Genomic DNA, 21205 nt, shown 5'->3' on the forward strand with positions numbered 1-21205 from the left:
GAGAATTCATCATGTCTACCACGTTATTTAAAGATTTCATCTTCGAAGCTGCTCACCGTCTGCCCCACGTGCCCGAAGGCCACAAATGTGGTCGCCTGCATGGCCACTCGTTTATGGTGCGCCTGGAAATTACCGGTGAAGTCGATCCCCATACGGGTTGGATCATGGACTTTTCCGAGCTAAAGGCGGCGTTTAAGCCAACCTACGACCGGCTGGATCACTACTATCTGAACGATATTCCTGGCCTGGAGAACCCAACTAGCGAAGTGCTGGCGAAGTGGATCTGGGAAGAGATGAAGCCGCTTGTGCCGCTGCTGAGCGCAGTGACAATCAAAGAGACCTGTACGGCAGGCTGTGTCTATCGCGGAGAGTGAGGTTTCGCGGTGCGGTTAACGTAGGCCCGGTAAGCGGAGCGCCACCGGGCATAGCGATCTATCAAGCAATATTCAGGTATTTATGCGTCTGCATCGACAGACGCCAGTTGCGAGCGATGCAGGTTTCAATGCACAGACGCGTCGCATCCTCTTTCTGGCTAATCGGCTGAAGCGCAATCACCCGCGGCTTATCGTCGTGCAGCGTCGCCAGCAGTTCATCCAGCGCCTCAACGTCACGCATCCGGCCAACCGGGTGCTTGATCTCATCCGCACGATCCAGCGCCTGCTGGAGAATGTCATACCCGCCGCGCATATTCACCTTCGGTGAAACCGTCACCCAGGTATTGGTCGAGGTGCGCACCTCGTGGGTGCCGCTGGTTTCGATCTGGCAGCTAAAGCCGTTTTTCTCCAGCAGCATCGTCAGCGGGATCAGATCGTGAATGCAGGGTTCGCCGCCGGTGATCACCACGTGGCGGGCGGTATAGCCCTGACGCTCAATGATGGCCAGCAGATCTTCACTGCTTGCCGGGCCCCACTTATCGCTCTCTTTGGTTTTTGCCAGCACGCTGTAGAGGGACACCTCTCGATCGGCGAGCTTATCCCAGGTGTGCTTGGTATCGCACCAGGCACAGCCTACCGGGCACCCCTGCAGACGGATAAAAATAGCGGGAACGCCGGTAAAGTAACCCTCGCCTTGCAAGGTCTGGAACATCTCATTAATCGGGTACTGCATACTCATCTCTGTTTGGCTGTAAAAGGTAAGTATCGCAGATCCCTGCCCTCAGGTCATGTGCAGCAGCTGCGCTATTGCAGCAATAAAAAAACCCGCCGAAGCGGGTTTTCTCTTAAGAGTGAAAAGTCAGGCGATTATGCCTGGCCTTTGATCTCTTTACGACCGTTGTACGGTGCTTGCTCACCCAGCGCTTCTTCGATACGAATCAGCTGGTTGTACTTAGCAACGCGGTCAGAACGGCTCATGGAACCGGTTTTGATCTGGCCAGCAGCGGTGCCCACAGCCAGGTCAGCGATGGTTGCATCTTCAGTTTCGCCAGAGCGGTGAGAGATTACCGCAGTGTAGCCAGCGTCTTTCGCCATTTTGATCGCAGCCAGGGTTTCGGTCAGAGAACCGATCTGGTTGAATTTGATCAGGATGGAGTTAACGATGCCTTTCTCGATGCCTTCTTTCAGGATCTTGGTGTTGGTTACGAACAGATCGTCGCCAACCAGCTGGATTTTGTCGCCCAGCACTTTGGTCTGGTAAGCAAAGCCAGTCCAGTCAGACTCGTCCAGGCCATCTTCGATGGAAACGATCGGATACTGTTTGGTCAGATCTTCCAGGAAGTGGGTGAACTCTTCAGAGGTGAACGCTTTGTTGCCTTCGCCAGCCAGAACGTATTTGCCATCCTTGTAGAACTCAGAGGCTGCACAGTCCATCGCCAGAGTGATGTCGGTACCCAGCTCGTAGCCTGCTGCTTTTACCGCTTCAGCGATAACAGCCAGTGCTTCGGCGTTGGAACCCAGGTTCGGCGCATAGCCACCTTCGTCGCCCACAGCGGTGTTCATGCCTTTAGATTTCAGCACTTTCGCCAGGTTGTGGAACACTTCTGAACCCATACGTACGGCTTCTTTCAGGGATTTCGCGCCAACCGGCTGAATCATAAATTCCTGAATGTCTACGTTGTTGTCAGCGTGCTCGCCACCGTTGATGATGTTCATCATCGGAACCGGCATAGAGTATTTGCCCGGGGTGCCGTTCAGTTCAGCGATGTGCGCATACAGCGGCAGGCCTTTAGAGGCAGCGGCAGCTTTGGCGTTCGCCAGGGAAACAGCCAGAATTGCGTTAGCACCGAAGTTAGATTTGTTCTCAGTACCGTCCAGGTCGATCATGATCTGGTCGATGCCAGCCTGATCTTTAGCGTCTTTGCCAAGGATAGCCTGAGCAATCGGGCCGTTAACCGCGCCAACGGCTTTGGTCACGCCTTTACCCATGAAACGGGATTTGTCGCCATCGCGCAGTTCCAGCGCTTCGCGGGAACCAGTAGAAGCACCTGACGGGGCAGCAGCCATACCGACGAAACCACCTTCCAGGTGTACTTCGGCTTCAACAGTCGGGTTACCACGGGAGTCGATGATTTCACGACCGATGACTTTAACGATTTTGGACATTAGGATTTCCTCAGTACAAGTTTAATTAAAACTCCAGACAAACAACGCGTACCTTAAGTACGCGTTGTCGCTCTAACTCTTACTTCGCCTGACGTTTCTGGTGCTCGCTGGCGGCTTTCACAAAGCCTGAGAACAGCGGATGCCCGTCGCGCGGCGTTGAAGTAAATTCCGGGTGGAACTGACAGGCAACAAACCACGGATGGTTTGGCACCTCGATGATCTCGACCAACTGATCATCGCCGGAACGGCCTGCAACACGCAGACCCGCAGCTTCAATTTGTTTCAACAGCATGTTGTTAACTTCATAGCGGTGACGATGACGTTCAACGATAGTCGACGAACCGTACATCTGACGCACCAGGCTATCGTCATCAAGCTGGCACTGCTGCGCACCAAGACGCATCGTGCCGCCCAGGTCGCTCTTCTCAGAGCGCACTTCGACGTTGCCCTCTTCGTCACGCCATTCGGTAATGAGAGCCACAACCGGGAACTTACAGTCTGGCACAAATTCCGTTGAGTTAGCGTTGTCCATCCCCGCCACGTTGCGCGCAAACTCGATCAGCGCAACCTGCATACCCAGGCAGATACCCAGATATGGAATATTGTGTTCACGCGCATAGCGCGCGGTGGCGATTTTGCCTTCTACGCCACGGTAGCCGAAACCACCAGGGATCAGGATAGCATCCAAATCCTTCAAGATTTCTACACCACGTGTTTCAACATCTTGCGAATCGATCAATTTGATGTTGACGGTAACACGGTTTTTCAGGCCGCCATGCTTCAGCGCTTCAATCACCGATTTGTAGGCATCCGGCAGCTCAATGTACTTGCCGACCATACCGATGGTGACTTCACCTGACGGATTCGCCTCTTCGTAGATAACCTGTTCCCATTCGCTCAGGTTAGCTTCCGGACAGGTCAAGCTGAATCGTTTACAAATATAATCGTCCAGCCCCTGTGATTTCAACAGGCCTGGAATTTTATAAATCGAATCGACGTCTTTCATTGAAATAACGGCCTTTTCCGGCACGTTACAGAACAATGCAATTTTCGCACGTTCGTTAGCAGGAACGGCACGATCGGAACGGCAAACCAGGATATCTGGCTGAATACCGATAGAGAGCAGTTCTTTAACAGAGTGCTGGGTAGGCTTGGTTTTCACTTCGCCCGCTGCCGCCATGTACGGCACCAGGGTAAGGTGCATAAACAGCGCGTGCTCACGGCCGATATCCACCGCCAGCTGGCGGATCGCTTCAAGGAACGGCAGGGATTCGATATCACCCACGGTACCGCCGATCTCAACCAGCACCACATCGTGGCCTTCGCCACCGGCAACGATGCGCTCTTTAATGGCGTTGGTGATGTGGGGAATAACCTGAACGGTTGCGCCCAGGTAGTCGCCACGGCGCTCTTTGCGCAGTACGTCGGAATAGATACGGCCAGTGGTGAAGTTGTTGCGGCGCGTCATTTTAGTACGAATGAAACGCTCGTAGTGGCCCAAATCCAGGTCGGTTTCAGCGCCGTCTTCCGTAACGAACACTTCCCCGTGCTGGATAGGACTCATGGTACCCGGATCGACGTTGATATACGGATCCAGTTTCATCATGGTCACGTTAAGGCCACGGGCTTCAAGAATGGCTGCGAGGGAGGCGGCTGCAATGCCTTTACCCAGAGAGGATACAACCCCGCCGGTCACAAAAATATAGTTCGTTGTCATGCTGAACCTGAGAAGTTAGGTTTAAAAGACGATGGAATAACCAGGACGGGAAAGTAGTATACCGGAACCAGGCTGTCGCCACAAACTTTCATTATCCCTCCTCTTCTCATCTTCAGCTCACTACGGGGAGAGAGAAAATAGCTCGTTTGCGGCAAATGTTTTTGACGCAAATCAAGCGCTTGTTATTTAAAAAATCACACTATTCGCGCTTGATTCACAAAACTCGTTAGAGATCAGATTCCTGGCGCTTTACCTCCTGCCAGACTTCTTCCATGGTGTCGAGATCGACGCCGGTCATTGTCAGACCGCGGGCGGCGACAATTCGCTCAACTTCACGGAAGCGGCGCTCAAATTTGAGGTTCGCTTTTTGCAGCGCGGTTTCGGCTTTTACCCCTAAATGACGAGAGAGATTGACGGTGGCGAACAGCAGATCGCCCACTTCCTCTTCCAGTTTGGCCTGATCCACGACCGCCTGTTTTGCCTCGTGCATTACCTCGTCGATCTCCTCATGCACCTTACCCAGCACCGGGCCGAGAGAGTCCCAGTCAAAGCCCACCGCCGAGCAGCGCTTCTGGATCTTATGGGCACGCATCAGCGCGGGAAAAGCGTGGGGAATATCGTCCAGCGCCGAGTGCTGTGCTTTTGCAGCCCGCTCGCTGGTTTTGATCTCCTCCCAGCGTGCCAGCACTTCGCTGCTGCTGCTGGCGGTCGCGTCGGCAAAGATATGCGGATGGCGGCGCTCAAGCTTGTCGCTGATGGCCGCGCAGATGTCATTGAAGTCAAAATGCCCCTGCTCCTGCGCCATCTGAGCATAAAACACCACCTGGAACAGCAGATCTCCCAGCTCGCCGCGCAGATCGTCAAGATCGTTACGGGCGATGGCGTCGAGCACCTCGTAGGTCTCTTCCAGCGTATAGGGGGCGATGGTGGCGAAGGTCTGCTCTTTATCCCACGGACAGCCGGTTTCCGGGTCGCGCAGGCGCTGCATGATGCTCAGCAAGCGGTTGATTTGATTCATATGATTTCCTGAATAAAACGCCGGGTAGCGCTAACGCTTACCCGGCCTACGATAGAGCGTAGCCCCGGCAGGCAACGCGCCACCGGGGAAAATAGCAGCGTATGCGGTTAACCGCCGTGCAGCCGACGGGCGTCAATCACGTCTGGCACCTGGTTGAGCTTGCCAAGCACGCGTCCCAGCACCTGCAGGTTGTAGATTTCGATATTCATATCAATAGTGGCCAGCTGCTGCCGGGTATCGCTCCGGCTGGCAACGCCAAGCACGTTCACCTTCTCGTTAGCGAGAATAGTGGTGATGTCGCGCAGCAGGCCGCTGCGATCGTTGGCGGTGACGCGCACCACCAGCGAGTAGCCCGCCGAGTAGCTCTCGCCCCATACCGCATCGACGATGCGCTCCGGCGCGTGGGATTGCAGATCCGTCAGCTGGTCGCAGTCGGCGCGGTGAATGGAGATCCCGCGCCCCTGGGTGATAAAGCCGACAATCTCATCGCCCGGAATGGGCTGGCAGCAGCGGGCGATGTGGTGCATCAGATTACCGACGCCCTCAACTACCACCCGACCATCGTCTTTGCCGTTGCGCCCCTGCGGCGCATAGGATTTCTGCTGCAGCTGCTTCAGCGCGGCGGCATCCTGCTCTTCGGCGCTGGGCTTGTTAAAGTGCGACTGCAGGAAGTTCACCATCTGGTTAAGGCGAATATCGCCTCCGCCGATGGCCGCCAGCAGCTCCTCCATTTCATTGAAGTTGTAGCGCGGCAGCAGAAGCTTCTCTGCCTCTTTCAGGCTGATGCCCAGGTGCGCGAGCTCATCGTCAAGGATCTGGCGTCCGGCAAGAATGTTCTTGTCACGATCCTGCTTGCGGAACCAGGCGTGGATCTTCGAGCGTCCGCGGCTGGTGGTGACGTAGCCAAGGTTTGGGTTCAGCCAGTCGCGGCTCGGGTTCGGCTGCTTCTGGGTGATGATCTCAATCTGATCGCCCATCTGCAACTGATAGGTAAAGGGGACGATACGCCCGCTGATCTTGGCCCCGATGCAGCGGTGACCGACGTCGCTGTGGATATGGTAGGCGAAATCAAGCGGCGTCGAGCCAGCGGGCAGATCCACGACGTCGCCTTTCGGGGTAAAGACATAGACACGATCGTCAAAGACCTGGCTGCGCACCTCATCAAGCATTTCGCCGGAGTCTGCCATCTCCTCCTGCCAGGCAATCAGCTTCCGCAGCCAGGCGATGCGATCCTCATGGCTGTTATGCGCGCTTGTCGCCGTTGTGCCCTCTTTGTATTTCCAGTGCGCGGCAACGCCCAGCTCCGCATCCTCATGCATCTGTTTGGTGCGGATCTGGATCTCAACGGTTTTGCCGCTCGGCCCCAGCACCACGGTGTGGATCGACTGATAGCCGTTCGGCTTCGGGTTAGCGACGTAGTCGTCGAACTCGTCCGGCAGGTGACGATGGTGGGTATGGACAATCCCCAGCGCGGCGTAGCAGTCCTGCAGGCGCTCGGCGACGATACGCACCGCCCGCACGTCAAACAGTTCGTCAAAGGCGAGATGCTTTTTCTGCATTTTGCGCCAGATGCTGTAGATATGCTTAGGCCGACCATAGACTTCGGCCTTCACCCCCTCGCGCTTCATTTCAGCGCGCAGGTGACCGACGAATTCATCAATATAGCGTTCACGATCGATGCGCCGCTCGTGCAGCAGCCTGGCGATACGCTTGTACTCGTCCGGATGCAGATAGCGGAAGCAGTAGTCTTCCAGCTCCCACTTCAGCTGGCCGATGCCCAACCGGTTTGCCAGCGGGGCGTAGATGTTGGTGCACTCTTTGGCCGCCAGCACGCGTTCGTCTTCCGGAGCGTCCTTCACCTCTCGCAGGTGTGCGACGCGCTCGGCGAGCTTGATGACCACGCAGCGGAAATCATCCACCATGGCCAGCAGCATGCGGCGAACGTTATCGACCTGTTCAGAGGAGACGGCGTCGGTATGCGTGGCCTTGAGCTGGCGGATCGCCGCCATATCACGCACGCCGTAGATCAGCGCCACGACGGACTTGCTGACGCTTTCGCGCAGCACCGCTTCGCTCACTACTTCGGCATCCGCCAGCGGGAAGAGCAGCGCGGCCTGCAGCGTGTCGAGATCCATACTGAGCATGGAGAGGATTTCCACCATCTCGACGCCGCGCCACAGCAGCAGCTCGGCATCAGGGTGGTCCTGAGTATGTTGCAGGCAGTACGCCCAGGTTTCGGCTAAGCGCTCACACGACGGCTGACTGGAGATGCCCAGACTTGCGATCCATTTTTTCGAATCGAATTCACCCGCTCGATTAAGATGTGCACTTCTTACCGCAACCATTGTCCTCTCCTTTCCGGGACGAAGCCTGCCGAATTCGGCAAGCCAGAGTTAATCACTTGTGCTCAAACAACACCATCGATTCCAGATGCCCGGTGTGCGGGAACATATCCAGCATCGCAAGGTGCGACATAGTGTAGCCCGCATTTAATAATGCTTCGCTGTCTCGGGCAAGCGTCGCGGGGTTGCATGACACGTAGACCACCTTTTTTGGGGATAGTTTTAGCACGTGCTGCATCACGCCTGCTGCGCCCGCGCGCGCCGGGTCGAGCAGCACCTTTGTGAAACCGTGCTGCGCCCAGGGCTGTTTTGTGACGTCATCTTCCAGGTTCTCATGGAAGAAGGTCACGTTCTGCAACCCATTCTGCTGCGCGTTCTCCTGCGCCTTCGCCACCAGCGCAGCCACCCCCTCTACGCCCACTACGCTGGCGGCGCGTTTAGCCAGCGGCAGGGTAAAGTTGCCCATGCCGCAGAAGAGATCCAGCACCCGATCGTCCGGCTGAATATCCAGCCACGCCAGCGCCCGATCTACCATCTGCTGGTTCACTTTATCATTAACCTGAATGAAATCACGCGGGCTAAAGGTCAGGCGTAGTCCGTCAGAGGTGTACCAGGGCAACTCACCGGATACCTGCTCCAGTATGGCGCTTTCCGGAGCAAGAAACAGCGCAACGCCGTGAGAATGCGAAAAGCGTTCCAGTTTTTCGCGATCGGCGGCCGGAAGGGGTGCCGTATGACGCAAGACCATCAGCGGGCCGTTATCGGCCAGCACCAGCTCAACGTGGCCGAGATGGCGTACCGCCTCCAGGCTCTGTAAACATTCACGTAGCGAAGGGATCGCTGCCTCAAGAGGGGGCGCCAGTACCGGGCAACGCACCACGTTGACGATCTCGCTGGCGCTGGCTTTGCGAAAACCCATCTCCAGCGTTTGCGTTTTCGGCTGATAGTTCAGGCTCAGCCGCGCCCGCCGCCGGTAGCCCCACGGCTCGGCGGCGATGATGTCGTCTACCTCGTGCTTCATCAGACGCGCCAGCGCATGGCTTTTGCTGCGCTGCTGCAGTGCCACGCTGGCATGCTGCTGCTGGCAGCCGCCGCAGACGCCAAAATGCGGGCACGGCGGCGTTTCGCGATCCGGGCTGTCGTTCAGCCGACGCTTCACCGTCCCGCGCGCGAACTGACGTTTATCTTCAGTCAGGGTAACTTCGCCGCGCTCGCCGGGCAGCAGTCCGGGGATAAACAGCGCTTTGCCGTTGTGACGTGCAACGCCCTGGCCAAAGGGATCCAGGTCGTTTACTGTTACGGTTATGATCTCACGCGTCGTCACGCGCCGTTTTGCAGAGTAGAATTGCGCCATTGCCGGGATTTTTCTCAATCAAACATAATGACTCTAATTGTCCCATAACGGAACTCCATGACCAACTACAGCCTGCGGGCGCGAATGATGATTTTAATCTTAGCGCCAACCGTTCTGATCGGTTTACTGCTTAGCGTTTTCTTTGTTGTCCACCGCTACAATGACTTACAGCAGCAGCTTGAGGATGCGGGGGCGAGCATTATCGAGCCGCTGGCGGTGGCGAGTGAATACGGTATGAACCTGCAGAATCGCGACTCTATCGGCCAGCTGATCAGCATTCTGCACCGCCGCCACTCCGACATCGTGCGTGCCATCTCCGTCTACGATGACAATAACCGGCTGTTCGTGACCTCAAATTTTCAACTCGATCCCAAAACGTTAAAGCTCCCGGACGGCGCAGCCTTCCCTCGGCTGCTGAGCGTTACGCGCCATGGCGATCTGATGATCCTGCGCACGCCCATTGTCTCTGAGGGCTATTCACCCGACGAGCCCGCCACACCGGATGTGAAAGCATCCAGTAATATGCTGGGCTACGTCGCGCTGGAGCTGGATCTCCGCTCCGTGCGTTTACAGCAGTATAAAGAGATCTTTATCGCTGCCATGATGATGTTCTTCTGCATGGGGCTCGCGCTGATCTTTGGCTGGCGGCTGATGCGCGACGTCACCGGGCCTATCCGTAACATGGTCAATACGGTTGACCGCATCCGTCGGGGCCAGCTGGATAGCCGCGTTGAGGGCTTTATGCTGGGCGAGCTGGATATGCTGAAAAACGGCATCAACTCAATGGCGATGTCGCTGGCGGCCTACCATGAGGAGATGCAGCACAACATCGATCAGGCAACATCGGATCTGCGTGAAACCCTTGAGCAGATGGAGATCCAGAACGTCGAGCTGGACCTGGCGAAGAAGCGCGCCCAGGAAGCCGCCCGCATCAAGTCCGAATTTTTGGCCAATATGTCCCACGAGTTGCGCACCCCGCTTAACGGCGTGATTGGCTTTACCCGGCTGACGCTGAAATCCGAGCTGACGCCGACCCAGCGCGATCATCTGCATACCATTGAGCGCTCGGCCGATAACCTGCTTACCATCATTAACGACGTGCTGGACTTCTCCAAGCTGGAGGCTGGCAAGCTGATCCTGGAGAGCATTCCCTTCCCGCTGCGTAACGCCCTCGACGAGGTGGTTACCCTGCTCGCCCACTCCGCCCATGATAAAGGGCTGGAGCTGACGCTCAACGTCAAAAACGACGTGCCGGATAATGTGATTGGCGATCCGCTGCGCCTGCAACAGGTGATTACCAACCTGGTCGGCAACGCCATCAAGTTTACCGAAAACGGCAATATTGACGTGCTGGTAGAGAAACGCGCCCTGAGCAACAACAAGGTGCAGATCGAGATGCAGATCCGCGATACCGGGATCGGCATTCCCGAGCGCGATCAGTCCCGGCTCTTCCAGGCGTTTCGCCAGGCGGATGCCAGCATCTCCCGGCGGCACGGCGGAACCGGGCTGGGGCTGGTGATCACCCAGAAGCTGGTCAACGAGATGGGGGGCGATATCTCCTTCCACAGCCAGCCAGGGCGGGGTTCGACGTTCTGGTTCCACATCAACCTCGATCTTAACCCTAACGTCAGCAGCGAAGGATTGCCGACCGACTGCCTCGCCGGCAAGCGGCTGGCCTACGTTGAGCCAAACGCCGCCGCCGCCCAGAGTACGCTGGATCTGCTCCAGGCAACCCCGCTGGAGGTGATCTACAGCCCGACCTTCTCTGCCCTGCCTGAGGCGCGCTACGATATCCTGCTGCTGGCGGTGCCGGTGACCCTGCGCGAGCCGCTCACCATGCAGCACGAAAGGCTGGCAAAGGCCGCCTCCATGACCGATTTCCTGCTGCTGGCGCTGCCGTGTCACGTGCAGATCAACGCCGAGCAGCTCAAGCAGGAGGGTGCCGCGGCGTGCCTGTTAAAACCGCTTACCTCCACGCGCCTGCTGCCTGCCCTGACCGAGTACTGCCGCCTTAATCGTCCTCGTGAGCAGGTGCTTAACGACGACCGCAAGCTGCCAATGAGCGTCATGGCGGTGGATGACAACCCGGCCAACCTGAAGCTTATCGGGGCGCTGCTTGAGGATCAGGTCCAGTATGTCCAGCTGTGCGACAGCGGTCATAGCGCGATCGACTGTGCGAAGCAGATGCAGTTCGATCTGATCCTGATGGATATTCAGATGCCCGATATCGACGGGATTCGCGCCAGCGAAACCATTCGCCAGCTGCCGCACCAGCAGCAGACGCCGGTGATCGCGGTAACGGCCCACGCCATGGCCGGGCAAAAAGAGAAGCTGCTGAACGCCGGGATGAGCGGCTATCTGGCAAAGCCCATAGATGAAGAGAAGCTCCACAGCCTGCTGCTGCGCTACCTTCCCGGCCCTGGGGTCAGCCAGTGGCTAACCCCGCCGGAGCCGGAGCCGATAGAGGCACCGCAGGATCCTGAGGTCTCCCTGGACTGGCAGCTGGCCCTGCGCCAGTCGGCAAATAAACCCGATCTGGCGCGGGAGATGCTACAGATGCTGATCGCTTTCCTGCCGGAGATCCGCAATAAGGTTGAAGAGCAGTTGGTGGGAGAAGCGCCCGAAGATTTACTCGAGGCGATTCACAAGCTGCACGGCAGCTGCGGCTACAGCGGCGTACCGCGCCTCAAGCGGCTGTGTCATCTGATCGAACACCACTTGCGCAGCGGCATGCCTGCGGAGGATCTGGAGCCGGAGTTTCTGGAGCTGCTGGATGAGATGGATAACGTGGCGCGGGAAGCGCGCAGGTGGATTAGCTGATAAGATCGTCGTCACGCCGGGCGGCGCTGCGTTTGCCCGGCCTACGGTTCGATTAACGCAATGCCTGGCCCGCTTTCAACACCGCTGCCACATTGCGGGCCGTCATGCGCACGTTTTCCGCCGCATTTTTCAGGGCGTCGTCCAGGGTACAGATGCCGTAGATCACGCTGAATACCGCGTCGATCCCATGCTCGTGCACCACGCCGACGTCTGCCGTCAGGCTGCCAGCGATGCCGATCACCGGCTTGTTGTAGCGCTTCGCTACCTTTGCCACACCCACGGGAACTTTACCGTGCACGGTCTGGCTATCGATCCGCCCCTCGCCGGTGATCACTAGATCCGCTTCGGCGACATAGCGATCGAGATGCAGCGCGTCGGTGACAATCTCAATGCCCTGCCGCAGCTCAGCACCGCAGAACGCAAACAGCGCCGCGCCCATGCCACCCGCAGCCCCGCCCCCGGCAAGATCCAGCACGTCGAGATCGAGATCGCGCTTGATCAGCTCGGCATAGTGCGCCAGCGCCGCATCAAGGCGGGTAATCATCTCCGGCGTTGCCCCTTTCTGCGGCCCGAAGATCGCCGTTGCGCCCTCTTTGCCGGTCAGGGGATTGGTCACGTCGCAGGCAACCTCAATACGGCAGTCGTGGAGCCGCCTGTCCAGCTCGCTGATGTCGATCCGCGCCAGCGTCTCCAACGCGCCGCCGCCCTGCCCGAGGGGGTTGCCTTCGCTATCCAGCAGCTTTGCCCCCAGCGCCTGCACCATGCCTGCGCCGCCGTCGTTGGTGGCGCTACCGCCGATGCCAATAATGATATGCTTCACGCCTGCGTCCAGCGCATGACGGATCAGCTCCCCCGTTCCCCACGAGGTGGTGATCAGCGGATTACGCTGTTCGGGTAAGACCAGCTCAAGGCCGCTGGCCGCCGCCATCTCAATAAATGCGCTCTGCTCGTCGCCGGAGAGGCCATAGAAGCCCTCAACCTGAGTGCCAAGCGGGCCGGTAACGGTAACCTCGACGATCCGCCCCTGAGTGGCGGCGACCATCGCTTCAACCGTGCCTTCACCGCCATCCGCTACCGGCAGTTTGATGTACTCCGCCTGGGGAAAGATCTCACGAAAGCCCTGCTCTATGGCGGTGGCGACATCAAGGGCGCTCAAACTCTCTTTATAGGAGTCCGGTGCGATAACAATTTTCATAAGCCGTCCTTACGCAGAGTGATTGCCTAAACCCTACAGCCGGAAAAACAGGGAACAGGCCGATCCCGCCGGGACCGGCCTCTGCATTAACGCACCATGCACGGGCGTTTGTTATCAAACGTCCAGCCAGGGATCAGGTACTGCATGCCCATGGCATCGTCACGCGCGCCGAGACCGTGCTTCTGGTACAGCTCGTGCGCCTTCATCACCTGGTCCATATCCAGCTCGACGCCCAGACCCGGCGTGCTCGGCACCTGCACCATCCCGCCTTTGATCTCAAACGGCGCTTTGGTCAGGCGCTGGTTGCCCTCCTGCCAGATCCAGTGGGTATCGATAGCGGTGACTTTACCCGGTGCGGCGGCAGCCACGTGGGTGAACATCGCCAGTGAAATGTCAAAGTGGTTGTTGGAGTGCGAGCCCCAGGTCAGGCCAAACTCGTGGCACATCTGCGCCACGCGCACGGAGCCCTGCATGGTCCAGAAGTGCGGATCCGCCAGCGGGATATCCACGGACTGCAGGGAGAGCGTATGGCCCATCTGCCGCCAGTCGGTGGCGATCATGTTGGTGGCGGTCGGCAGACCGGTGGCGCGGCGGAACTCGGCCATCACCTCACGGCCAGAGAAGCCCTGCTCTGCGCCACACGGATCTTCCGCATAGGCCAGCACGCCCTTCAGGTGCTTACCGATGCTGATGGCCTCGGCCAGCGACCACGCGCCGTTGGGGTCGAGGGTCACGCGCGCCTGCGGGAAGCGTTTCGCCAGCGCCACAATGGACTCGGCCTCCTCTTCGCCCGCCAGCACGCCGCCTTTCAGTTTGAAATCGTTAAAACCGTATTTCTCATAGGCCGCTTCGGCCAGACGCACCACGCGGTCCGGGGTCATCGCCTCTTCATGACGCACGCGGTACCAGTCGCATGGGTCATCCGGCTGGCTCTGGTACGGCAGCGGCGTCGCTTTGGCGTTGCCGACGAAGAACAGGTAGCCGAGCATCTCTACTTCACTGCGCTGCTGACCGTCGCCGAGCAGGGTCGCCACGTTGACGCCCAGGTGCTGACCCAGCAGGTCCAGCATCGCGGCTTCGATCCCGGTCACCACGTGAATGGTCGTACGCAGGTCAAAGGTTTGCAGGCCACGGCCCGCCGAGTCGCGGTCGGCAAACTGGTTACGTACGGCGGTCAGAATGTTTTTGTACTCGCCAACGGTTTTGCCGACCACCAGCGCGGCGGCATCTTCCAGCGTCTGGCGGATCTTCTCGCCGCCCGGGATCTCGCCCACGCCGGTATGACCCGAGTTGTCTTTGATGATAACGATGTTACGGGTGAAGAACGGCGCGTGCGCGCCGCTCAGGTTCATCAGCATGCTGTCGTGGCCCGCAACCGGGATCACCTGCATGGACGTGACGACCGGGGTAGAAAATTGATTGCTCATCGTTTAATCCTTTCTCTAACAAATTTAGTGTCGACCAAAGACGGGGCGTTTGCGATCGAACGTCCAGCCGGGGATCAGATACTGCATCGGGCCCGCGTCATTACGCGCCCCGCCCGGAAGCGTCTTGTACAGCTCGTGGGCTTTCTGTACCTGGTCCCAGTCCAGCTCCACGCCAAGGCCTGGCGCGTCCGGCACGGCAATCTGGCCGTGCTTAATCTCCAGCGGCTGCGTAGTCAGCCGTGCCTCGCCCTCTTGCCAGATCCAGTGGGTATCAATGGCGGTCGGATTACCCGGCGCGGCGGCAGCGACATGGGTAAACATCGCCAGTGAGATATCAAAGTGGTTATTGGAGTGGCAGCCCCACGTCAGACCCCAGTCGTCGCACAGCTGCGCCACACGTACCGCGCCGGAGAGGGTCCAGAAATGCGGATCCGCCAGCGGTATATCCACCGCGTTGAGCATCACCGCGTGGCCCATCTCACGCCAGTTGGTGGCGATCATATTGGTTGCCACCGGCAGACCGGTTGCCCGACGGAACTCCGCCATCACCTCCCGGCCAGAGAAGCCCTGCTCTGCACCGCACGGATCTTCCGCGTAGGTCAGGACATCGTTCAGCCCTTTACAGAGTTCAATGGCCTCATCCAGCAGCCATGCGCCGTTAGGGTCGACGGTGATGCGGGCGTCCGGGAAGCGCTTTTTCAGCGCGCGGGCGGTGTCAATCTCCTGCTCGCCCGGCAGCACGCCACCTTTCAGTTTGAAATCTTTGAAGCCGTAGCGATCCTGTGACGCCTCCGCCAGGCGCACCACCGCCTCGCTGTTCATCGCCTCCTGATGACGAAGATGATACCAGTCATGGTTGCCCTCGGTTTTGACGAGATACGGCAAATCGGTCTTTTGCCGGTCGCCGACGTAGAACAGGTAGCCGAGCACCGTTACGGCATCGCGCTGTTTGCCTGGCCCCAGCAGCTCGCAGACCGGCACCCCAAGCGTTTTACCCAGCAGGTCGAGCAGCGCGGCCTCCAGGGCCGCTACCGCATTCACCCGCAGCTCAAAGGTCCAGGCACCTTTGCCGAAGGTGTCAAAGTCAGCCGCCTGGTTGCCTTTGTGCACCCGCTGAACCACCTGGTTTAAGCGGGCAACCTGCTGGCCGATAACCATTGGGATCGCATCGGTCAGCGTCTTCAGGATCACTTCGCCGCCGGGCGCTTCTCCAACGCCGGTGTTCCCGGCGTTGTCGGTCAGCACCACGATATTGCGGGTGAAGTAAGCGTTATGTGCCCCGCCGATATTCATCAGCATACTGTCGTAGCCGGCGACCGGGATCACTTTCATATCGGTAATAACGGGGCTGGAGTGCATACTCATCGTTAGTGTCCTGTCACAGGTTTCAGTTCGACACGTTTGATATCGCCCACCAGCACCAGATAGCTGAGGACCGCGATCAGGGCATGAACACCCACGTAGATCAGCGCGCCGTTAAAGGATCCGGTAGTGCCCACGATGTAGCCGATGGCGATCGGGGTAACGATCCCGGAGATGTTACCGAACATGTTGAACAGGCCGCCGGAGAGGCCGCTGATCTCTTTCGGTGCGGTGTCGGCCATTACGGCCCAGCCCAGCGCGCCGATGCCTTTGCCGAAGAAGGCCATCGCCATAAAGCCGATGATCATCCACTCTGCGTCGACGTAGTTACAGAACACCATCACCATCGACAGCAGCATACCGAGCACGATAGGTGTTTTACGGGCGATGTTCAGCGAGCCCGTACGGCGCATCAGCCAGTCGGAGATAATGCCGCCCAGCACGCCACCGGCAAAGCCGCAGATAGCCGGGATAGAGGCGACAAAGCCCGCTTTCAGAATTGACATGCCGCGCGCCTGCACCAGGTAGACCGGGAACCAGGTGATAAAGAAGTAGGTCAGGGCGTTAATGCAGTACTGGCCGATATAGACCCCGATCATCATGCGCGAGTTGAGCAGCTGTTTGATTTGCGCCCACTTGACGCTGAACGGTACTTTTATTTTTGTACCGGGTTGATCCATGTTGATTAGCCCGCCGCCTTCGGCAATGTACTCCAGCTCTTTCTTATTCACGCCTGGATGCTGATTCGGCTCATGGATCACTTTCAGCCAGATAAAGCTGATGATAATGCCGAGTCCGCCCATGAAGAAGAAGACGTGCGACCAGCCCACCTCGTGGGTCAGCCAGCCCATAATTGGGGCGAAGATAACGGTGGCAAAGTACTGGGCGGAGTTAAAGATCGCAACCGCCGTGCCCCTCTCCTGCGCCGGAAACCAGGCCGCCACGATGCGACTATTGCCAGGGAAAGAGGGCGCTTCCGCTAAGCCCACCAGGAAGCGCAGGGTAAAGAGCGCAACAATGATGCCGAAGCCGCTGAAAATATCAACGAAGCCCTGCAGCAGGGTAAACAGTGACCAGATGAAGATAGACCAGAAGTAGACGCGTTTTGAACCGAAGCGGTCAAGCAGCCAGCCACCTGGGATTTGGCCGATAACATAGGCCCATGAAAATGCAGAGAAAACATACCCCATGCCAACAGCATCAAGACCGATATCTTTTGCCATTTCAGAGCCGGCAATGGACAGCGTCGCGCGGTCACCATAGTTGAAGGATGTGACGATAAACAGCATCACCACTATCCAGTAGCGAGCGTTAGTGCGCTTTTCGGCGCTGCTCGCTGCGTGGCTTAATGAACTCATTATTGCACTCCTGAATTATAGCGTTGAGCTACATTCATTCTGAAAAGCACAACCTGTAGGGGTATCAGAATGACGTACTGGTGTTTTATTGCAGTCTCTGTGCAGCGGTTCGTTAGCCCCCTGCGGACTGCGTTTTAATAACTGGCGAGAAAAGTATATGAAGTGGCCAGAATCTGCTCACCGTGCAAGCACACAACATTCAGGATGCTTATCACTCTGCTTTGGGGCATAGGCCCAAACCAGTGGGGGGTACTTCACGGAATTGAAAAGCGTCGGGGATAAAAGCGAGTAACAGAAGATGCTAGCCCTCCGCAACGGGGAGGGCTAAAGGGATAAAGAGGGATTTACTTCAGCAGGGTTCCCCACTGCTCAACCCACGGATTTGACTCCGTCTCGGGCTCAGGGTGTTCGCTGGCGTCAATGAGCAGCACCTCACCGACGCGCTGCGCCTGCTGGTCTGCAAGCAGCTCGGCAAACCGTTTCCCGCCGCCGCAGAAGTGGGAGTAGGTGCTGTCCCCCAGCGCAATCACGCCGTAGCGCAGGTTAGGCTGGAAACCAAGCGAATCACGGATCGCCGCGTAGAGCGGCGCGATGTTATCCGGCAGATCGCCCTGCCCCGTCGTGGAGGTGACCACCAGCACGGTTTTGTCCTGGTAATGGGCCCAGTCCGCCAACGTCCCATCCTCAAAGACCTTAACCTTATGCCCCTGCCCGGTCAGCAGCGTCTCCGCCTCTTCGGCCACCAGCAATGAGTTGCCATACATGGTGCCAACAAAAATACCAATCTCTGCCATTTTTCACTCCCTGGTTGCTAACTGCCAGGTTTCATCCTGGCCGCTGTCCGGCACAAACTCAACCCTTTCATTCATCGGGAGAAGGCCGCGCCAGCCAAACTGGGTTAACGCCTGCATCCAGACGTCGTCCAGCCCGGCGCGCAGAGTTAACGGCTCGCCGGTAAAGGGATGGGTCAGGGAGAGCTCGCTGGCGTGCAGCATGAGCCGGTTCAGGCCAAAGTGCGCCGCCGCGCTGCGGTTCTGCCGCAGATCGCCATGCTTGCTGTCGCCAATAATCGGGTGACGCAGGTGAGTAAGGTGACGGCGCAGCTGGTGCTTGCGTCCGGTTTGCGGATCCAGCTCTACCAGCCCGTAGCGGGTGGTCGGAAACTTGCTGATAGCAACCGGCAGCTCGACGGTGGCTAGCCCACGGTAGCGGGTGACCGCCGGCTGTGGCTCTTTGTCAGTCCGGGAAAACTTATCGGCGATCTTATCCAGCTCCTCTACCAGCGGGTAGTCCAGCGTCGCGGCATCCATCAGCCAGCCGCGGACAATCGCATGGTAGCGCTTCTGGATCAGGTGTTGCTCAAACTGCTGGGAGAGCAGACGCCCCGCCTCGCTGGAGAGCCCCATCAGCAGTACGCCAGAGGTGGGTCGGTCAAGGCGGTGGGCAGTAAAGACGTGCTGACCAATCTGATCCCGCACGGTTTGCATCACCACCACTTTTTCATCGCGATCGAGCCAGCTACGGTGCACCAGCCAGCCAGAGGGTTTATTCACCGCCACCAGCCACGCATCCTGATAAATAATTTCCAGCATCAGGCGTCGCTACCGGCAAAGAGCGTATCAAGGCGTTGCAGATGCACAAGGATGACATCACGCAGCGGATCGCTGGCATCGAGCGCCATCTCGTAATAAGGGGTAACGGCAAAGGCCTGCGGCAGCGGCTGACCGCTGTCCAGCAGAGCGTGCATACGGGGGATCAACACCCACTGCAGCCACTCCAGCGGGGCAAGCGTATCCAGGCAGAATGGCTGGGTGCTGGCAAACGCGCTGCTCTCTGGCGCCACGCCCTGCCAGACATTTTGTTCGCGCAGCAGCGCCTCAATGGCGTGCAGCTGCTCGCGTACGCTGATATGAAGAGACATAGAAACCTCAATGACGATCGAACTGGCGCGCAGAATAGCATTGCGGAGGGAGAAATAAAAAAGGGAGCACTGTAATTAAACAGTGCTCCCGGTTCGTTTAGCAGCAGTCCGGCTACCTTGATGCTCCCTGCTCATCCATGAAAACTTTTCCTGCGGTCTCCTGACCTGTTCATCCATAAACCATGCTGCCTGCTCGCATCGCCCGATACGACACGCTTAATCCATTAAGCGACTTCCTAATCATCCTGATCCACCGGATATCCTGCCCGGTTCACATTCTCCTTCCTGGAGGTGTCCTTTAACGCGCTCCGGCGTTATCCTCTCTACTTCATCCTGAAGCCTTTCCCTGTCATACCGTCCCGGTATCTCCTGTGTCAGAAGCGACATCATCCTGATATTCACTTCATGTTCAACATCCTGTCGACACAAATAGAATCGACCTTTCCGCTTCGTCTTGCAAGCATGCCATAAGACTTTAGTACGGATTAATTTGCGTTAAATGTCGCGCATTTTTTAGTAAATTACTGATTTAAAATTGCTTTATCGATTTTACATCTTAAAAATATTTTTTAACAAAATGGCAATATCTTACACGCTTGTAAGAGATGTCTCACACGCGTAATAGAGGATTGGATTACATGACCGGCTCAAGCCGCTGGAGGAATAGCGCTACCGATGGGGCAAGCACGGTGCGATGGCGGGTACCGAGCGTCTCTTTCACCACCTCGCCGGTTAAGTTACAGATCGAGATGACATCCAGTTCGCTATCGAGCGTGGCGATAAAGAGCGTGGGTGGCAGCTTTAATCGCTTTTGCGTCACTAAATGTCCAATGAGATTCTCCTGAACACGCAGGAAATCGTCCGCACTCCAGGTTTGCAGGAGCGTCAGCGTCTCGTTCTCGAATCGTGCCAGCATATCACCAGCAAACTGTGTGGAATAAAAGCTGTGAACTGCAGGTTGTATCACAATATCTAATGCCCGTTCAACAGCGTTTACATTCTCTTCTGCATCAAAAGGTTGGGGCTGCCAGATCACCCGGTCTTCAAGCGAGGAGATGACGCAGGGCGACGGCACGCCATACAGCGCCTCGCTCTGCGGCCAGCTATTGTGGGTCTCATGCCAGGCATCGCAGTAGCGCGCGGTAAAAGCCTTCAGGGCAAGGGATGTCTCTTGGTCCACTGGTTCCTCTCTTCACTCAGCCAGGATAAACTTAAGGCTGAGAGTTTACCTGCAAAACGGCGATGAAACATGTCTTCTTCTTATGATAACCACCAGGCGCTGGCTGGCCTGACCTTGGGTAAAACCACCCGCTACTGCGATACCTACGATGCGACCCTGCTGCAGGGCGTTCCCCGCAGCCTCAATCGCGATCCCCTCGGTCTGCACGCCGACAGCCTGCCCTTCCACGGCGGCGACATCTGGACGCTGTATGAACTGTCATGGCTCAACGCCAATGGCCTGCCGCAGGTTGCCGTGGGCCACGTCGAGCTGGACTACGCCAGCCTCAACCTGGTGGAGTCAAAAAGCTTTAAGCTCTACCTGAACAGCTTTAACCAGACGCGTTTTGGCAGCTGGGAAGAGGTTCGCGCCACGCTGGAGCGGGATCTCAGCGCTTGTGCGCAGGGCAAGGTGAGCGTGATGCTCTATGCGCTGGATGAGTTAGAAGGCCAGCCGATCGCTCACTTCAACGGTAAGTGCATCGATAACCAGGATATCGCGATCGATGACTACCAGTTCAACGCCGACTACCTGCACAATGCCGCGGGCGGTAGCGTAGTGGAAGAAACCCTGGTCAGCCACCTGCTGAAGTCCAACTGCCTGATCACCCATCAGCCGGACTGGGGCTCCGTGCAGATTCAGTATCGCGGGCCACAGATCGATCGCGAGAAGCTCCTGCGCTATCTGGTCTCCTTCCGCCACCACAATGAGTTTCACGAGCAGTGCGTAGAGCGCATCTTTAACGATCTGCTGCGCTTCTGCCAGCCGGAAACGCTGAGCGTCTACGCCCGCTATACCCGTCGCGGTGGCCTGGATATCAACCCGTGGCGTAGCAACACCCACTTCCAGCCCGCTACCGGTCGTCTGGTGCGCCAGTAAGGGCGGCAAAAAGTACGCTTTTTTACTGATTTGCGCGGTGGATTCCGCGCCTG

At 57.7% G+C, this 21205-nt stretch carries 17 protein-coding genes; 3 read left to right on the forward strand and 14 right to left on the reverse strand.

Annotated features, from left to right (window positions below; genetic code table 11):
* Positions 1 to 11 precede the first annotated feature (11 nt).
* Positions 12 to 374, forward strand: a complete 363-nt coding sequence (gene queD / locus WFN61_RS06720) for a 6-carboxytetrahydropterin synthase QueD (RefSeq protein ID WP_042387843.1) — start codon at positions 12 to 14, stop codon at positions 372 to 374.
* Positions 375 to 435: 61 nt separating this feature from the next.
* Here queD and queE read toward each other — a convergent pair whose 3' ends face one another.
* From queE to rlmD, 6 genes are all read right to left on the reverse strand, one after another.
* On the reverse strand, positions 436 to 1107 hold the full coding sequence (gene queE, locus WFN61_RS06725) for a 7-carboxy-7-deazaguanine synthase QueE (protein WP_042387845.1): 672 nt from the start codon (positions 1105 to 1107) through the stop codon (positions 436 to 438).
* Positions 1108 to 1241: 134 nt separating this feature from the next.
* Entirely contained in the window at positions 1242 to 2540 is a 1299-nt protein-coding gene (eno, locus tag WFN61_RS06730; protein WP_144817744.1) for a phosphopyruvate hydratase, read from the reverse strand.
* 79 nt (positions 2541 to 2619) lie between these two features.
* Positions 2620 to 4257: a glutamine hydrolyzing CTP synthase gene (gene pyrG, locus WFN61_RS06735; RefSeq protein WP_144817743.1), complete on the reverse strand. Its 1638-nt coding sequence runs from the start codon at positions 4255 to 4257 to the stop codon at positions 2620 to 2622.
* 226 nt (positions 4258 to 4483) lie between these two features.
* The gene (gene mazG, locus WFN61_RS06740) at positions 4484 to 5275 is read right to left on the reverse strand and encodes a nucleoside triphosphate pyrophosphohydrolase (RefSeq protein ID WP_337038374.1); all 792 of its coding nucleotides are present in this window, start codon (positions 5273 to 5275) and stop codon (positions 4484 to 4486) included.
* A gap of 107 nt (positions 5276 to 5382) precedes the next feature.
* A complete protein-coding gene (gene relA / locus WFN61_RS06745) occupies positions 5383 to 7620 on the reverse strand; it encodes a GTP diphosphokinase (RefSeq protein WP_144817741.1) in 2238 nt (745 codons plus the stop codon).
* A gap of 52 nt (positions 7621 to 7672) precedes the next feature.
* Positions 7673 to 8971, reverse strand: a complete 1299-nt coding sequence (gene rlmD, locus WFN61_RS06750; RefSeq protein ID WP_337038376.1) for a 23S rRNA (uracil(1939)-C(5))-methyltransferase RlmD — start codon at positions 8969 to 8971, stop codon at positions 7673 to 7675.
* 57 nt (positions 8972 to 9028) lie between these two features.
* Here rlmD and barA point away from each other — a divergent pair, with 57 nt between their 5' ends.
* Positions 9029 to 11791: a two-component sensor histidine kinase BarA gene (gene barA / locus WFN61_RS06755; RefSeq protein WP_257758424.1), complete on the forward strand. Its 2763-nt coding sequence runs from the start codon at positions 9029 to 9031 to the stop codon at positions 11789 to 11791.
* 52 nt (positions 11792 to 11843) lie between these two features.
* Here the strand turns inward: barA and WFN61_RS06760 are convergent, their stop codons facing one another.
* The 8 genes from WFN61_RS06760 to syd all read right to left on the reverse strand — a co-directional run bounded on the left by WFN61_RS06760 (position 11844) and on the right by syd (position 20234).
* Positions 11844 to 12986, reverse strand: a complete 1143-nt coding sequence (locus WFN61_RS06760; RefSeq protein ID WP_144817738.1) for a glycerate kinase — start codon at positions 12984 to 12986, stop codon at positions 11844 to 11846.
* 86 nt (positions 12987 to 13072) lie between these two features.
* Positions 13073 to 14413 carry a glucarate dehydratase gene (gene gudD, locus WFN61_RS06765; RefSeq protein ID WP_222888722.1) on the reverse strand — a complete coding sequence of 447 codons (1341 nt, stop codon included), beginning with the start codon at positions 14411 to 14413 and terminating at the stop codon, positions 13073 to 13075.
* A gap of 24 nt (positions 14414 to 14437) precedes the next feature.
* A complete protein-coding gene (locus tag WFN61_RS06770) occupies positions 14438 to 15778 on the reverse strand; it encodes a glucarate dehydratase family protein (RefSeq protein WP_257758427.1) in 1341 nt (446 codons plus the stop codon).
* Positions 15779 to 15780: 2 nt separating this feature from the next.
* The gene (gudP, locus tag WFN61_RS06775) at positions 15781 to 17133 is read right to left on the reverse strand and encodes a galactarate/glucarate/glycerate transporter GudP (RefSeq protein WP_144817735.1); all 1353 of its coding nucleotides are present in this window, start codon (positions 17131 to 17133) and stop codon (positions 15781 to 15783) included.
* A 344-nt stretch (positions 17134 to 17477) separates the two neighbouring features.
* Entirely contained in the window at positions 17478 to 17927 is a 450-nt protein-coding gene (locus WFN61_RS06780; RefSeq protein WP_144817734.1) for a flavodoxin, read from the reverse strand.
* Positions 17928 to 17930: 3 nt separating this feature from the next.
* On the reverse strand, positions 17931 to 18725 hold the full coding sequence (gene truC, locus WFN61_RS06785; RefSeq protein WP_144817733.1) for a tRNA pseudouridine(65) synthase TruC: 795 nt from the start codon (positions 18723 to 18725) through the stop codon (positions 17931 to 17933).
* Complete coding sequence (locus WFN61_RS06790) at positions 18725 to 19054, reverse strand: YqcC family protein (protein WP_337038379.1); 330 nt, start codon at positions 19052 to 19054, stop codon at positions 18725 to 18727. Before WFN61_RS06790 ends, truC begins: the two co-directional genes overlap by 1 nt.
* Positions 19055 to 19688: 634 nt before the next feature.
* The gene (gene syd / locus WFN61_RS06795) at positions 19689 to 20234 is read right to left on the reverse strand and encodes a SecY-interacting protein (RefSeq protein WP_144817731.1); all 546 of its coding nucleotides are present in this window, start codon (positions 20232 to 20234) and stop codon (positions 19689 to 19691) included.
* A gap of 69 nt (positions 20235 to 20303) precedes the next feature.
* Between syd and queF the strand changes: the two genes are divergently transcribed.
* Positions 20304 to 21152, forward strand: coding sequence for an NADPH-dependent 7-cyano-7-deazaguanine reductase QueF (queF, locus tag WFN61_RS06800; protein ID WP_312633168.1), 849 nt, complete (start codon positions 20304 to 20306; stop codon positions 21150 to 21152).
* Positions 21153 to 21205 lie beyond the last annotated feature (53 nt).

Origin of the sequence: Pseudescherichia sp. AS216 (genome assembly GCF_037152055.1) — a bacterium.
In the GTDB taxonomy this organism is placed as follows: domain Bacteria; phylum Pseudomonadota; class Gammaproteobacteria; order Enterobacterales; family Enterobacteriaceae; genus Pseudescherichia.